The sequence below is a fragment of the Nocardioides sp. genome, from assembly GCF_047607185.1.
GTDB lineage: Bacteria > Actinomycetota > Actinomycetes > Propionibacteriales > Nocardioidaceae > Nocardioides.
On sequence record NZ_JASGDQ010000133.1, the window covers coordinates 1 to 13,719 of the forward strand.

At 70.5% G+C, this 13,719-nt stretch carries 13 protein-coding genes, 1 tRNA gene and 1 other RNA gene; 6 read left to right on the top strand and 9 right to left on the bottom strand.

Annotated elements, in window-relative coordinates; translation table 11 throughout:
- The first annotated feature begins 141 nt into the window (after positions 1-141).
- Positions 142-1,302, top strand: a complete 1,161-nt coding sequence (locus QM595_RS15560; protein WP_415172501.1) for an ArsA family ATPase — start codon at positions 142-144, stop codon at positions 1,300-1,302.
- On the opposite strand, the gene QM595_RS15565 is transcribed toward QM595_RS15560, so the two are convergent.
- Entirely contained in the window at positions 1,299-1,577 is a 279-nt protein-coding gene (locus QM595_RS15565) for a WhiB family transcriptional regulator (protein WP_415172489.1), read from the bottom strand. The genes QM595_RS15560 and QM595_RS15565 overlap by 4 nt on opposite strands.
- A 220-nt stretch (positions 1,578-1,797) precedes the next feature.
- Here QM595_RS15565 and QM595_RS15570 point away from each other — a divergent pair, with 220 nt between their 5' ends.
- Positions 1,798-4,173, top strand: a complete 2,376-nt coding sequence (locus tag QM595_RS15570; RefSeq protein ID WP_415172490.1) for a transglycosylase domain-containing protein — start codon at positions 1,798-1,800, stop codon at positions 4,171-4,173.
- Between the two features lie 67 nt (positions 4,174-4,240).
- Here QM595_RS15570 and QM595_RS15575 read toward each other — a convergent pair whose 3' ends face one another.
- Positions 4,241-4,705: a GatB/YqeY domain-containing protein gene (locus tag QM595_RS15575; protein WP_415172491.1), complete on the bottom strand. Its 465-nt coding sequence runs from the start codon at positions 4,703-4,705 to the stop codon at positions 4,241-4,243.
- Between the two features lie 17 nt (positions 4,706-4,722).
- Between QM595_RS15575 and QM595_RS15580 the strand changes: the two genes are divergently transcribed.
- Positions 4,723-5,679: a metallophosphoesterase gene (locus QM595_RS15580; RefSeq protein WP_415172492.1), complete on the top strand. Its 957-nt coding sequence runs from the start codon at positions 4,723-4,725 to the stop codon at positions 5,677-5,679.
- Between the two features lie 43 nt (positions 5,680-5,722).
- Positions 5,723-5,799 (top strand) — tRNA-Pro (locus tag QM595_RS15585).
- Between the two features lie 92 nt (positions 5,800-5,891).
- On the opposite strand, the gene QM595_RS15590 is transcribed toward QM595_RS15585, so the two are convergent.
- Positions 5,892-6,698, bottom strand: a complete 807-nt coding sequence (locus tag QM595_RS15590) for a PP2C family protein-serine/threonine phosphatase (protein ID WP_415172493.1) — start codon at positions 6,696-6,698, stop codon at positions 5,892-5,894.
- A gap of 50 nt (positions 6,699-6,748) precedes the next feature.
- Here QM595_RS15590 and QM595_RS15595 point away from each other — a divergent pair, with 50 nt between their 5' ends.
- Complete coding sequence (locus QM595_RS15595) at positions 6,749-7,234, top strand: hypothetical protein (protein WP_415172494.1); 486 nt, start codon at positions 6,749-6,751, stop codon at positions 7,232-7,234.
- On the opposite strand, the gene QM595_RS15600 is transcribed toward QM595_RS15595, so the two are convergent.
- The 6 genes from QM595_RS15600 to QM595_RS15625 form a co-directional block, all read right to left on the bottom strand.
- Positions 7,224-8,258: an aspartate-semialdehyde dehydrogenase gene (locus tag QM595_RS15600; protein WP_415172495.1), complete on the bottom strand. Its 1,035-nt coding sequence runs from the start codon at positions 8,256-8,258 to the stop codon at positions 7,224-7,226. The two genes, QM595_RS15595 and QM595_RS15600, sit on opposite strands and share 11 nt — an antisense overlap.
- Positions 8,255-9,550: an aspartate kinase gene (locus tag QM595_RS15605; RefSeq protein ID WP_415172496.1), complete on the bottom strand. Its 1,296-nt coding sequence runs from the start codon at positions 9,548-9,550 to the stop codon at positions 8,255-8,257. Before QM595_RS15605 ends, QM595_RS15600 begins: the two co-directional genes overlap by 4 nt.
- Before the next feature lie 75 nt (positions 9,551-9,625).
- On the bottom strand, positions 9,626-10,180 hold the full coding sequence (locus QM595_RS15610; RefSeq protein WP_415172497.1) for a DUF5063 domain-containing protein: 555 nt from the start codon (positions 10,178-10,180) through the stop codon (positions 9,626-9,628).
- Complete coding sequence (gene recR / locus QM595_RS15615; RefSeq protein WP_415172498.1) at positions 10,177-10,770, bottom strand: recombination mediator RecR; 594 nt, start codon at positions 10,768-10,770, stop codon at positions 10,177-10,179. The genes QM595_RS15610 and recR overlap by 4 nt, the downstream gene beginning before the upstream one ends.
- A 6-nt stretch (positions 10,771-10,776) precedes the next feature.
- Entirely contained in the window at positions 10,777-11,142 is a 366-nt protein-coding gene (locus QM595_RS15620) for a YbaB/EbfC family nucleoid-associated protein (protein ID WP_415172499.1), read from the bottom strand.
- A gap of 12 nt (positions 11,143-11,154) precedes the next feature.
- Positions 11,155-13,236: a DNA polymerase III subunit gamma and tau gene (locus QM595_RS15625; RefSeq protein WP_415172500.1), complete on the bottom strand. Its 2,082-nt coding sequence runs from the start codon at positions 13,234-13,236 to the stop codon at positions 11,155-11,157.
- Between the two features lie 125 nt (positions 13,237-13,361).
- Between QM595_RS15625 and ffs the strand changes: the two genes are divergently transcribed.
- Positions 13,362-13,452: signal recognition particle sRNA small type (gene ffs / locus QM595_RS15630), an RNA gene on the top strand.
- The last annotated feature ends 267 nt before the right edge of the window (positions 13,453-13,719 follow it).

Here is a 13,719-nt window from a genome sequence, read left to right on the forward strand (position 1 = left end):
CCAGACCTCGCAGATCTCATGCTGGACATCAACGGCGTCGAGCGAGCAGGGCGATGACCTGGTGGCACCTCGGGTGCATTGACGCTCCATCGGGAAGCGCCAACATCAGGAAGGTAGACCAGTGAGCGAGTCATGGGCAGCATGAGGGACAACCCGAGGGTGGGGCCGCTGGCCGCTACCCCCACAACCACGCCGCTACTGGACGTCGATGCCCTCATCGGCGACCCCCGGACCCGCATCGTGGTCTGCTGCGGCTCCGGCGGGGTCGGCAAGACCACGACGAGCGCGGCGCTCGCGCTGCGGGCCGCCGAGCGCGGCCGCAAGGTCGTCGTGCTGACCATCGACCCCGCCCGGCGGCTGGCGCAGTCCATGGGCATCGAGCAGCTCGACAACACGCCACGGCCGGTTGCCGGCGTCGGTGGGGACGGCAGCCTCGACGCGATGATGCTCGACATGAAGCGCACCTTCGACGAGGTGGTGCTCGCCCAGGCCAGCCCGGAGAAGGCCAAGCAGATCCTGGAGAACCCGTTCTACGTCGCGCTGTCGAGCTCGTTCGCGGGGACGCAGGAGTACATGGCGATGGAGAAGCTCGGGCAGCTGCACCGACAGGGCGACTACGACCTGATCGTCGTCGACACCCCGCCCAGCCGGAGCGCGCTGGACTTCCTCGATGCACCGGACCGGCTCTCGAGCTTCCTGGACGGCCGGTTCATCAGGCTGATGCTGGCGCCGGCCCGCGGCCCGGCGCGGTTGATGACGGCCGGCTTCGGGCTGATCACCGGCGCGCTGACCAAGGTCCTCGGCGGCCAGGTGCTGACCGACCTGCAGACCTTCGTGTCGGCGCTCGACACCGTCTTCGGCGGCTTCCGTCAGCGTGCCCAGCAGACCTACGCGCTGCTGCAGGCGCGCGGCACCGCGTTCCTGGTGGTCGCCACGCCTGAGTCCGACGCGCTCCGGGAGGCGGCCTACTTCGTGGAGCGGCTCTCCGGTGACCGGATGCCGCTGGCGGGCCTGGTCGTCAACCGGGCCACCACGGTGCCTGGCGAGGACCTGACGGCGGCCGGCGCGATCGCCGCGGCGGAGCGGCTCAAGGCCGAGGATCCCGACAGCCTCACCGCCGGGCTGCTGCGGTTGCACGCCGACCGGATGGTCCTCGTCGACCGGGAGCGGCGGCTACGGCTTGGGTTCGCGGCCGCTCATCCTCGGGTGGCGACCACGGTGGTGCCCGCTCTCGCGGGCGACGTACACGATCTCGACGGGCTGCGCGAGGTCGGCTCGCTCCTCGCCGCCGAGTCCGATTAGAGGTCCGCGCTCTCCTTGGTTCGCGCCGCCTCCAGCACGGCGCGCCACGAGGCGCTCGGCTTGCGGCGGAGCAGGGCCCGGCGCTCGCGCTCGGTCATCCCGCCCCAGACGCCCCATTCGATCTGGTTGTCGAGCGCCTCGGCCAGGCACTCGGTCTTCACCGGACAGGCCGCACAGACCTGCTTGACCTTGTTCTGCTCGGCCCCGCGCACAAACAGCATGTCAGGCTGTTCCGTGCGGCAGGCGGCCCTCGGCGCCCAGTCATCGACCCACATTCGTGTCCCCAAACTCCCTGGATCGACCCCCGTCGTCCTCGAACGACGATCGACCTGATTTCCCGATACCAACAAGTTAAGAGAGACATTTCCGCGCGGGACAGACTCGTTCGACCCAAGTTCGATAGCCCGAACTGACTAGTTCTGCCGGATCATCCCACCCCGGACCACCCGGTTCGCCGAAGAGCCCGGCTCGGGTGAGGTCGCTACCCTAGAGCGCATGTCCCGACCCCGGTCCGACCGTCTGCCGGCCTCCCGCGTGCTGCCTCACCTACTGGTGATGCTGGCCGTCGCGGCGATCCTGGGCGTCGTGGTTGCCGGCCTCGCCGTCCCGCTCGCCGGGGTGGCCGGCCTCGGCGCGCGCAAGGTGGCGCGCAGCATGGACGACCTGCCCGAGGAGCTCAAGACCGGCGAGCTCCCTCAGCGGAGCAAGATCGTCGACGCCGACGGCAAGCTGATCACCTGGATCTACGCCGACAATCAGAACCGCACCAACCGGGCGCTCGACCAGGTCTCGGAGACGATGGTCCAGGCGCTGCTCTCGATCGAGGACTACCGCTTCTACCAGCACGGCGCGCTCGACCTGAAGGGCACGGTGCGGGCACTGATCACCAACAAGGCCAACGGCGGCGTGGTGCAGGGCGGGTCCTCGATCACCCAGCAGTTGGTGAAGCAGACGCTGATCAACGAGGCCACCACCGACGAGGAGCGCAAGGCGGCGACCGAGGAGACCTACCAGCGCAAGCTCCAGGAGCTGCGCTACGCGATCGCGCTGGAGCAGAACCACTCCAAGAGCTGGATCCTCGAGCGCTATCTCAACATCGCCTACTTCGGCGACGGGGCGTACGGCGTGCAGGTGGCCGCCAAGCACTACTTCAACACCGACGCGAGCAAGCTCACCCTGACCCAGGCCGCGCTGCTGGCCGGCCTGGTCAAGAACCCCACCGGCTTCGACCCGACCAGTTCCCCCGACCGGGCGCTGGCCCGCCGCAACGTCGTGCTCGACCGGATGGCGCAGCTCCAGGTGATCACCGACGCCGAGGCGGAGGCGGCCAAGGCCGAGCCGCTCGGGCTCTCCGTCAAGGACAACCAGAACGGCTGTGTCAGCAGCAAGGCCGCGTTCTTCTGTGACTACGTGCTGCGCTGGCTCAAGCAGGACCCGGCACTGGGCCGCACCCCCGACGAGCGGGAGAACCTGCTCGAGACCGGTGGCCTGACCATCAAGACGACACTGCGGATGGCCGACCAGAAGGCCGCCGACACCGCCGTCAGCGACAACGTCTACGCCACCGACAATGCCATCGGCGGCATCGCGATGGTCGAGCCCGGCACCGGCGACGTGCTCGCGTTGGCGCAGTCACGGCCGATGGGCGCCGACGCCGGCAAGGGCGAGACCTACCTCAACTACGTGGTGCCGCAGGAGCTCGGCGACTCCGCCGGCTTCCAGGCAGGCTCGACGTTCAAGGCGTTCGTGCTCGCGCAGGCGATCGAGGACAACGTCGGCCTGAAGACGACGCTCGACGCCCGCTCCCCGATGACGTTCGACACCTCCACCTTCCAGAACTGTCCCGGCGAGCCCGGCTTCGTGGGCGACTGGCCGGTGAGCAACTCCACCAGGAGCGGCCGGATGGACGTCTACACCGGCACTCGCCAGTCGGTGAACACCTTCTATGCCCAGCTCGAGCAGATCACCGGCGTCTGTGCCCCCTACCGGCTCGCCAAGGCGATGGGCATCAAGCTGACCAACCCCACAGGCGACGCCAACGGCAACGGCGCCGAGCGGATCCCCTCCTTCACCCTCGGGGTGGTCAACGTGAGCCCGCTGGAGATGGCCGAGGCCTACGCCACCTTCGGCGCCCGGGGGCTGCACTGCGACAACCGGCCGGTCACCGAGATCGACGACTCGGCCGGCAATGTCGTCAAGACCTACGACCCGTCCTGCCAGCAGGTGATGCAGCAGACCACCGCCGACGGCGTCAGCGACGTGCTCCGCGGCGTCCAGGAGCCCGGCGGCTTCGGCTACACCTCCGGTGGCACCAACCTGACCAACGCCGCCGGCGAGACGGTGCCCTCCGCTGGGAAGACCGGCACCACTCAGGACGGCATGTCGGTGTGGTTCATGGGCTACACCCCGCAGATCGCGACCGCGGCGATGATCGCCGGCGCCAACTCCAAGGGTCAGCCGATCACATTGCAGAACCAACTCGTCGCCGGCAGCTACCACAACGTCTCGGGCTCCGGCTTCGCCGGACCGATGTGGGCCGAGGCGATGCACGCCATCGACGACGGCCTGAATGCCGAGGACTTCGTCGCGCCCACCCCGGAGGTCGTCGACGGCAAGACGGTCCGGGTGCCGAGCGTAAGCGGGATGTCCCTCTCCGCGGCCAAGGCGAGGCTCCGATCGGCCGGCTTCACCCCGATCGTCGGACCGCGGGTCTACTCCGGCGTGTACGTCGGCGGCGCGGCCTACACCTACCCCAGTAGTTCCGCGCCGCCGCACAGCGTCATCACGATCTACGTCTCCCAGGGCCCCGAGCCGAAGAAGTCCAAGGGCAAGAAGGGCGGCAAGGGCAGGGGCGGCCGGGGCGGCCGCTAGTGCTGATCAATGGCGCCGGCGCGCAGCAGGCGGGATTGATCAGCACTTCCCTAGCCAAGCTCGACACTCAGCCCAGCTGACGCTTGACCTCTGCGGAGACCGCGCCGCCGTCGGCGCGACCCCTGATCCGAGGCTGCAATGCGCCCATGACCCGGCCCATCGCCTTCATGCCGTCACCGGCCACGCCGAGCTCGGCGATGGTCTCGGTGACCAGGGCGGCGATCTCAGCCTCGGAGAGCTGCGCCGGCAGGTAGTCGGCGATCACCGCCGCCTCGGCGGTCTCCTTGGCGGCGCTCTCGGCGCGACCACCCTCGGCGAACGCGGTCGCCGCCTCACGGCGCTTCTTGGCCTCGCTGGAGAGCACGCCGATGATCTCGTCGTCGGAGAGCTCTCGCGCCTGCTTGCCGGACACCTCGGCGTTGGTGATGGCGGTCAGCACCATCCGCAACGTGGAGGAGCGGACCTCGTCGCGCGCCTTCATGGCGGTGGTGAGGTCGGAGCGCAGCTGGTCCTTGAGGTTCACGTGGTCCATTGTGGCAGCCTTGTCGTGTGGGCCTCGCACGCATTTTCGGTACGACGGCCGCGGCCTCGCTCGCCGCGGCCGCCGGACTCGCCGGCTACGCGGCCTGGGAGGCTCGGCAGTACACCCTGCGGCAGTTGAGCGTCCCGGTGCTGCCCGAGGGGGCCGCCCCGGTGCGGATGCTGCATCTGTCCGACATCCACCTGCTGCCCACTCAGCGGCGCAAGGTCGAGTGGCTCTCCGGGCTGTCCGTGCTGCGTCCCGACCTGGTGGTCAACACCGGCGACAACCTTTCCCACCCCGACTCGGTGCCGGTGCTGCTCGACGCCCTCGGCCCGCTGCTCGACGTGCCCGGGGTCTTCGTGCTCGGCTCCAACGACTACTTCGCGCCGTCGCTGCGCAACCCGCTGCGCTACCTGCTGCCCGACGACGGCCGGCGGGCCACCGGCAACGCGCGGCTGCCCTGGGAGGACCTGGTCGGGTCGTTCACCAAGGCGGGCTGGCTCGATCTCACCAACGCGCTCGGCTCGCTGAGGATCCGCGACCTCGCGGTCGGATTCGCCGGCGTGGACGACCCGCATCTGGGCTACGACCGACTCGCCAGCGTCGCCGGGCCGGCCGACCCCGACGCCGACCTGCGGCTGGGCATCACCCATGCGCCGTACCTCCGCGTGCTGGACCAGTTCGCCGCCGACGGCTACGACGCGATCATCGCCGGCCATACCCACGGTGGGCAGGTCTGCCTGCCCCGGTATGGAATCTGGGGGCCAGGCCGGGCGCTGACCACCAACTGCGACCTCGAGCCCGCCCGCGCCCGTGGCCTGCACCGCCACCCTGCCGACTCCCAGCCGGGCGAGCCCGGCTCCTCCTGGCTGCACGTCTCGGCCGGCCTCGGCGCCAACCCCTACACCCGGTTCCGGGTCGCCTGCCGGCCCGAGGCCACCCTGCTCACCCTGGTCGCTACCGATTACAGTCCCGGACTGTAAAGTCGCTATGCTCACGTGCTTGTGAGCCGTCGAGGCTCACGATCGGGGTGTGGCGCAGCTTGGTAGCGCGCTTCGTTCGGGACGAAGAGGCCGCAGGTTCAAATCCTGTCACCCCGACCAGGTGATGTCTCGGGACATCAGCGGCGGTCGGCCAGTGGTTGAGTGGTCACTTCTGCCACCGAAATCGCCGAACCAGCGGCAGAAGTGACCACTCAACCGCGCCGTCGTACGGCGGCGGGATCGACGACCAGCCCGGGGTCGGCCAGGGCGCCGAGGATGACGCCGTCACCGACCACCTCGGGCCCGTCCACGACGTCGGCCACCAGGCAGGTGACATTGTCCCGGGACTCGGCGGCGAGGGCCGCGTCGACGAGCGCGGTCGCGACAGCCAACACGTCGGGGCCGGCGCCGAGCAGGGTGGCGACCTCCGGCTCGTCGACATAGTCGGTCAGGCCGTCGCTGCACAGCAGCAGCCGGTCGCCGACGAGCAGGTCGATCTCGCCGAGGTCGGGCGGCTGGGCCAGCTCGTGGTTGAGGGAGCGGACCACCACCGAGCGGTACGGGTGCTCGCGCGCCTGCTCGGGCGTGATCCGGCCCTCGTCGACCATCGCCTGGACCAGGGTGTGGTCGCTGGTGAGGCGGGTGAGCTCGCCGTCGCGGAGCAGGTAGGCGCGGGAGTCGCCGAGGTGGGCGATGGCGGCATGGCCGCCCTCGAGCAGCACCGCGGTCAGCGTGGTGGCCATGCCGTCGCGCTCGGCGTGGTCCGCGACGCCGAGCTGGAGCTGGTGGTGGGCCTCCGCGACCGCGGCGGCGAGCAGCGCCGCCGGGTGCCGGAACAGGTGGGCACGGGCCATCGCCGCGACGACGTACGCCGCGGTGGCCGAGGCGACCTCGCCGGCCGCCGCTCCCCCGACACCGTCGGCGACGAGCAGCAAGTAGGGACCGGCGAAGCCGGCGTCCTCGTTGTTGTGACGCACCAGGCCGGTATCGGAGCGAGCCCCGAAGTCGAACCTCAGCATGTCACTCACCCTACGGCGCAGCCGGCCCGGACGTGGCACACTCGGCAACCATGGGGTCAGAGCGCAAGCCGTCGTTGGAGGCGCCGTCGCTGCGGCGCAAGCCCAAGCCGGAGCGGAAGTCTGGAGTCTCAGAGCGCGTCGAGCCGGCGACCAGGTCGCTGACGCTGCCCGACGGGCATCTCGCGGCCGGGCTCACCGGCGCTCTGGTGGGCGCCTTCCTGGTGCTCGCCACCCTCGGCGGCCTCCGCGGCTGCGAGTCACTGCGCGGCACCAGCAGCTGCGGTGGGCCGGGATTCCCACTGCTGCTGGCGATCGTCGTCGTGGCCTGGCTGGCCGGCGCCGCGCTGCTGCGGCTCGGCGGCGTACAGGCCAGCGGCAGCATCAGCTTCCTGGCGGTCGCGCTGGTGTCGGTGCTGACCGTGCTGTTCCTGCTCGACGCGATCGACGACTGGTCGGGCGCCGTGGCCGTGCTGGTGCTGACCGTTGCGGCCTACCTGCTCAGCCACTGGGTCACCACGGCCTATATCAACCCCTAGCGACCAGCTCGGCTATCTGCACGGTATTGAGCGCGGCACCCTTGCGGAGGTTGTCGTTGCTCACGAACAGCGCCAGGCCGCAGTTGTCGGGGACGCCCTCGTCGGTGCGGATCCGGCCGACGTACGACGGGTCCTTGCCGGCCGCCTGGAGCGGGGTGGGGATGTCGGCGATCGCCACCCCCGGCGCACCCTCGAGCAGCGCCAGCGCGTCGGCCGGGGTGAGCGAGCGCTCGAACTCGGCGTTGATCGACAGCGAGTGGCCGGTGAAGACCGGGACCCGCACGCAGATGCCGGAGACCAGCAGGTCGGGGATGCCGAGGATCTTGCGGGACTCGTTGCGGAGCTTCTGCTCCTCGTCGGTCTCGTTCAGCCCGTCGTCGACGAGGTTGCCGGCGAACGGCAGCACGTTGTAGGCGATGGTGCGCCGGTAGACCGACGGCTCGGGGAAGGCGACCGCCTCGCCGTCGTAGGCGAGCTCGCGGGCCTTGTCGCCGACGGCGGCGATCTCGTCGGCCAGCGCGGAGACGCCGGCGATGCCGGAGCCGGACACGGCCTGATAGGTCGAGACGACCAGCCGCTTGAGGATGGCGTGGTCGTGGAGCGGCTTGAGCACCGGCATCGCCGCCATAGTGGTGCAGTTGGGGTTGGCGATGATGCCTCGGCCGGCCTCGATCACCGGCCGGGCGGCGTCGGGGTTGACCTCGGAGACCACCAGCGGGATCGCGGGGTCCTTGCGGAACGCGCTCGAGTTGTCGACCACGATCACGCCGGCGTCGACGAACCTCGGTGCCAGCGCCCGGGAGGCGGTGGCACCGGCGGAGAAGAGCGCGACGTCGAGACCGGTCGGATCCGCCGTGGCGGCGTCCTCGACCGTCACCTCCCGGCCCTCGAACTCCAGCGTCTTGCCGGCCGACTTGGCGGAGGAGAAGAACCGGATCTCGTCGACCGGGAAGTCCCGCTCGGCGAGGATCCGCCGCATCGCGACGCCGACCTGACCGGTCGCGCCCACCACACCGAGCCTCATCGTCCGGTGCCTCCGTAGACGACTGCCTCGACCTCGTCGGTGCCGAGGTCGAAGGCCTCGTGGGCGGCGTTGACGGCCGCCTCGACCTGCGTCTCGGTGACGATGACCGAGACCCGGATCTCCGAGGTGGAGATCATCTCGATGTTGACGCCGGCCTCGGAGAGCACCTCGAAGAACCGGGCGGCGATGCCGGGGGCGCTGCTCATGCCGGCGCCGACGATGGAGACCTTGCCGACCGAGTCGTCGTACTGCAGGCGCTCATAGCCGACGGTGTCCTGCAGCCGGGCCAGCGCCGTCATCGCCTCCTGGCCCTCGCCGCGCGGCAGCGTGAACGAGATGTCGGTCAGCCCGGTGGCGGCGGCGGAGACGTTCTGCACGATCATGTCGAGGTTGATCTGCGCGTCGGCGAGAGCGCGGAAGATCCCGGCCGCCTCGCCCACCTTGTCGGGCACGCCGACGACGGTGACCTTGGCCTGGCTGCGATCGTGCGCGACGCCGGTGATGATGGCTGCTTCCATGTGGCCCTCCGGGCTATCGGGATCGACGGCGGTGACATCGGCGGCCTTGACCACCCAGGTGCCCTCCTTCTCGGAGAAGGAGGAACGGACGTGGATCGGCATGTCGTAGCGGCGGGCGTACTCCACGCACCGCAGGTGAAGGATCTTGGCGCCCTGCGCGGCCATCTCCAGCGTCTCCTCATACGAGATGCGGGGGATCTTGTGGGCGCGGGGCTCGATGCGGGGGTCGGCGGTGAAGATGCCGTCGACGTCGGAGTAGATCTCGCAGACCTCGGCGCCCAGCGCGACGGCCAGCGCGACGGCGGTGGTGTCGGAGCCGCCGCGGCCGAGCGTGGTGATGTCCTTGGTGGTCTGCGAGACGCCCTGGAAGCCGGCCACGATGGCGATGGCGCCGTCGGCCACCGCCTCGGTGATCCGGCCCGGGCGGACGTCGATGATCTTGGCGCGGCCGTGCTCGGCGTCGGTGATCATGCCCGCCTGTGAGCCGGTGAAGGAACGCGCCTCGTAGCCCAGGCTCTGGATCGCCATCGCGACGACCGCCATCGAGATGCGCTCGCCGGCGGTGAGCAGCATGTCGAGCTCGCGCGGTGGCGGCAGCGGCGAGACCTCGTTCGCCAGGTCGATCAGCTCGTCGGTGGTGTCGCCCATCGCCGAGACGACCACGACGACGTCGTGCCCCGCCTTCTTGGTGTTGACGATGCGCTGGGCGACCCGCTTGACGCCGGCCGCGTCGGCGACCGACGAGCCGCCATACTTCTGGACGACGATGCCCACGACACGTTCCTTACCTGGGCTTCACTGGGACCCGAGAAGTCTACCGGGCGCGCGTCACCGGTTCCCCCGGGCGTCTCAGACGTCGAGGATGTCGACGGCCGCCTGGATCTCCTCGTCCTCGCCGGTGAACTCGACGTCGAGCCGGTCGTGGGCGACCACGGTCAGCAGCGCGTTGAGGACGGCGCCGGCCAGGTTGCCCCAGTTGGAGACGTAGGAGAACTGCCACCACCACAGCGCCTCGTCGACATTGCCGAGTCGGAAGTGGCGCAGGCCGTTCTCCAGGTCGGTGACGATGCTGGTGATGTCGTCGGAGAGCTGGCTGACGACCACCTCGGGGTTGTAGGGGTCGAAGACGAAGCTGTAGGTGTCGGCGTCGCCCAGCATCTCCGCGAGCCGCAGCCGCAGCTCTTCCACGTCGGCCTCCGGGCCGACGTCGGGCTGGTACTCCTCGCGCGGCTCGAAGTCCTGGTGCGCGCCGAGCCGGGCGCCGGCCAGCAGCACCTGGGAGACCTCCAACAGCAGCAGCGGTACGGCGGAGCCGGGGTCGGCCTCCTGCCCGACCGCCCTGACGGCGAGCAGGAAGGACTCGACCTGGTCAGCGATCTGCTCCGCGAGGTCCTGTTCTGTCATGCCTCTCTCCGTCCCGCGAACGCCCGGCCGAGGGTGACCTCGTCGGCGTACTCCAAGTCTCCGCCGACGGGCAGGCCGCTGGCTAGCCGGGTCACCTTCAGACCGAACGGACCGAGCTGTCTGGTGAGATAGGTCGCCGTGGCCTCGCCCTCCAGGTTGGGGTCGGTGGCGAGGATGACCTCGGTGATCTGGCTGTCGCCGAGCCGGCTCATCAGCTCCTTGATGCGCAGCTGGTCGGGACCGACGCCGTCGATCGGACTGATCGCCCCGCCGAGCACGTGATAGCGGCCCCGGTATTCGCGGGTCTTCTCGATCGCCACGACGTCCTTGTACTCCTCGACCACGCAGAGCACGCTCGGGTCTCGGCGAGGGTCGCGGCAGATCCGGCAGGTCTCCTCCTCGGAGACGTTGAAGCACACCTTGCAGAACCTGACCTTCTGCTTCACCTCGACGAGCACGTCCGCCAGTCGCCGTACGTCGACGGGGTCGGCCTGCAGCAGGTGGAAGGCGATGCGCTGGGCGCTCTTGGGGCCGACGCCGGGGAGTCTGCCCAGCTCGTCGATGAGGTCTTGGACGACACCCTCATACATCAGTGCTCAGAACCCGAGCTGGAATGGGCCGGGCTGCCCGCCGGGCTCGCCGAGGCCGCCGGCGAGCGGGCCGAGGGACTGGCTGGCCAGCGCGTCGGCCTGCGCCTTGGCGTCGCGGTAGGCGGCGACGATCAGATCGCCGAGGTCGGCGAGGCTGTCGGGGTCGCCGCCGTCGAATTCGTCGGCCTTGATGTCGACGCCCTTGAGCTCGCCGACGCCGTTGACGGTCACGGTGACCGCGCCGCCCGCGACGGTGCCGTCGACGCTCGCCTCCGCCAGCCGCTCCTGGGCGCTGGCGAGCTGGTCCTGCATCGCCTGCGCCTGCTCCAGCAGCGCGTTGAGGTCGAAGCCGCCGAACGGGTTCTCAGTCATGGCTCAACTCTCTCACTGGTGCTTGATCTCTTCGATGATCTGGGCGCCGAGCTCTCGCTGGAGCAGCTCGGCACCGCCCAGACCTGGGTCGAGCACGGCGTCGTCGGGGCTGACCTCGGCGTCGGCCTGCCGCAGGTCGTCGGCGGTGCTCGGAGGCGCGCCGCCGGCGCGGGTGGGCTGGATCGCCTCCCGGGCCGCGGCGACGGCGCTCGGCGGCTCCTCGTCCACCGCCCAGGGCGGGGGCTCGGACGGCGGCGGCTCGTCAGCGTCGGGCTGAGGCTGGCTCGACGGGGATGGGCTCGACGGGGGCGCGCTGGTCTCGGATGCGCTCTGCTGAGGCACGCTCTGCTGGGGCACGCTCTGCTGGGGCGCGCTCTGCTGGGGCGCGCTCGGCGGCGGGGCGGACTCGGCAGCCGGTACGCCGACCTGAGCGCCCTGGTCGATGATCGCCTCGATCCGCCAGTCGGCGCCGACGACGTCGACCGCGGCCTGGCGCAGCACCGCATCGCAGCCGCCACTGACGAAGGAGTCGCGGGCGCCGGCGTTGACGAAACCGAGGGTGAGGACGTTGCCGGCCAGGCCGAGGACCTGGCAGTTCTGGGTGAGGTGCATCCAGGCCACCCGCCGGCGGGTCTTGGTCGCCTCCACGATGTCGGGCCAGACCCGGCGCACGTCGACCAGCGAGAGGCCGCCGACCGGCGGGGCCACTTCCTGCGGCGAATCCGAGCGACTCGCCGCAGCCGCGACCGGCGTGTCGCGGACGACGGGCTCGAAAGTGGCCCCGCCCGGCGCAGCGGCCGTGCCGGCAGAGGCAGCGTCAGGAGCGGTGGGGTGGTCGACGGAAGCGCCGACACTGGGGGCACGGACCGGGCGGTCCTGTGCGGGCGGCTCCGGCGGGGCGGCCGAGGCCGTGGACGGCGTACCGCTCACGGAGAGGCGCCGCTCCAGACGGTCGAGCCGGGCGGCCAGCCCCTCCGTGCCGTGGTCGGCGCCCGGCAGCAGCACCCGTGCCATGACGAGCTCGAGCAGCAGCCGGGGCGCGGTGGCTCCGCGCATCTCGGTCAGCCCGGTGGCGACCAGGTCGGCTGCCCGGGAGAGCTCGGCGGCACCGAACCGGGCGGCCTGGGCGACCAGCCGCTCGCCGGCGTCCTCGGTGACGTCGATGAGGCCGGTCGCCGGGGCGTCCGGGACCGCGGAGACGATGACGAGGTCGCGCAGCCGGCGCAGCAGGTCCTCGGTGAAGCGTCGGGGGTCCTGGCCGGTCTCGACGACCTTGTCCACCACGCCGAAGACAGCCGAGCCGTCACCGGCCGCGAACGCGTCGACCACCTCGTCGAGCAGGGTGTCGGGGGTGTAGCCCAGCAGGCCGGCAGCCAGGTCGTAGGTGACGCCCTCGGGACCCGCGCCGCCGAGCAGCTGGTCCATCACCGAGAGGGTGTCCCGAGCCGAGCCGGCGCCGGCGCGCACGATCAGCGGCAGCGCGGCGGGCTCGACATGGACGCCCTCCTTCTCGCAGATCTCGGCGAGATAGGACGACAGCAGCCGCGGCGGGATCAGCCGGAACGGATAGTGGTGGGTGCGCGAGCGGATGGTCGGGATGACCTTCTCCGGCTCGGTGGTGGCGAAGATGAAGCGGAGGTGCTCCGGCGGCTCCTCGACGAGCTTGAGCAGGGCGTTGAAGCCCTGGGTGGAGACCATATGGGCCTCGTCGATGATGTAGACCTTGTAGCGGCTCTTCACCGGCGCGAAGAAGGCCTTCTCACGCAGGTCGCGGGCGTCGTCGACACCGCCGTGCGAGGCGGCGTCGATCTCGATGACGTCGATGCTGCCCGGGCCGCCGCGGGCCAGGTCGCGGCACGACTCGCACTCGCCGCACGGGTCGGCGACGGGGGCCTGCTCGCAGTTGAGCGCCCGGGCCAGGATGCGGGCCGAGGTGGTCTTGCCGCAGCCGCGGGGACCGGAGAACAGATAGGCGTGGTTGACCCGGTTGTTGGCCAGCGCGGCGCGCAGCGGCGTCGTGACGTGATCCTGGCCGATGACCTCGGCAAACGTCTCGGGCCGATAGCGGCGGTATAGCGCTAGAGGGGACTCCACGCGGCAACACTAGTAGCCCGCGCCGACAGCCCCCGGCCGCACCGCCCTCGACGGTATCTGGCGGCGCTCGACCACCGAGCGGGCCTGACTTGGGCGTCCCGACCGGGCTCGCCTACACTGCGGGGAACCCCCCATGTGGCGGCATCTTGCCGAATCTCCCCAGGGCCGGAAGGCAGCAAGGATAAGCGAGCTCTGCCGGGTGCGTGGGGGGCCTTTTCATGCCCAGACCCGCTCAGCCAGCAAGGCCAAGCGGGACTCCACCCCACGTGCGTGGGGGGCCTTTTCATGCCCAGAACATGCCCGTGCACGAGCCGCGAGCGCGCCGAGCGCCACCGGCAGGTGTCAGCCACGCCGCAGCGCCAACAGCGGCCCTAGATGACTTATTCCAAGGGCTGGGGCCGGTGTGGCGAGGGTGAAATAGGTCGAGGGTGTCCAAGAGTCGGTGTTGCGAACCAACTCAAGCTCTGGAGGCTTTCGTGGACA

Coding starts and splice junctions, on each gene's coding strand:
- QM595_RS15575 (WP_415172491.1), bottom strand. CDS start 4,705: ATGGACCACGTGAACCTCAAGGACCAGCTGCGCTCCGACCTCACCACC.
- QM595_RS15610 (WP_415172497.1), bottom strand. CDS start 10,180: ATGACAGAACAGGACCTCGCGGAGCAGATCGCTGACCAGGTCGAGTCC.
- recR (WP_415172498.1), bottom strand. CDS start 10,770: ATGTATGAGGGTGTCGTCCAAGACCTCATCGACGAGCTGGGCAGACTC.
- QM595_RS15570 (WP_415172490.1), top strand. CDS start 1,798: ATGTCCCGACCCCGGTCCGACCGTCTGCCGGCCTCCCGCGTGCTGCCT.
- QM595_RS15600 (WP_415172495.1), bottom strand. CDS start 8,258: ATGAGGCTCGGTGTGGTGGGCGCGACCGGTCAGGTCGGCGTCGCGATG.
- QM595_RS15590 (WP_415172493.1), bottom strand. CDS start 6,698: ATGCTGAGGTTCGACTTCGGGGCTCGCTCCGATACCGGCCTGGTGCGT.
- QM595_RS15595 (WP_415172494.1), top strand. CDS start 6,749: ATGGGGTCAGAGCGCAAGCCGTCGTTGGAGGCGCCGTCGCTGCGGCGC.
- QM595_RS15620 (WP_415172499.1), bottom strand. CDS start 11,142: ATGACTGAGAACCCGTTCGGCGGCTTCGACCTCAACGCGCTGCTGGAG.
- QM595_RS15565 (WP_415172489.1), bottom strand. CDS start 1,577: ATGTGGGTCGATGACTGGGCGCCGAGGGCCGCCTGCCGCACGGAACAG.
- QM595_RS15560 (WP_415172501.1), top strand. CDS start 142: ATGAGGGACAACCCGAGGGTGGGGCCGCTGGCCGCTACCCCCACAACC.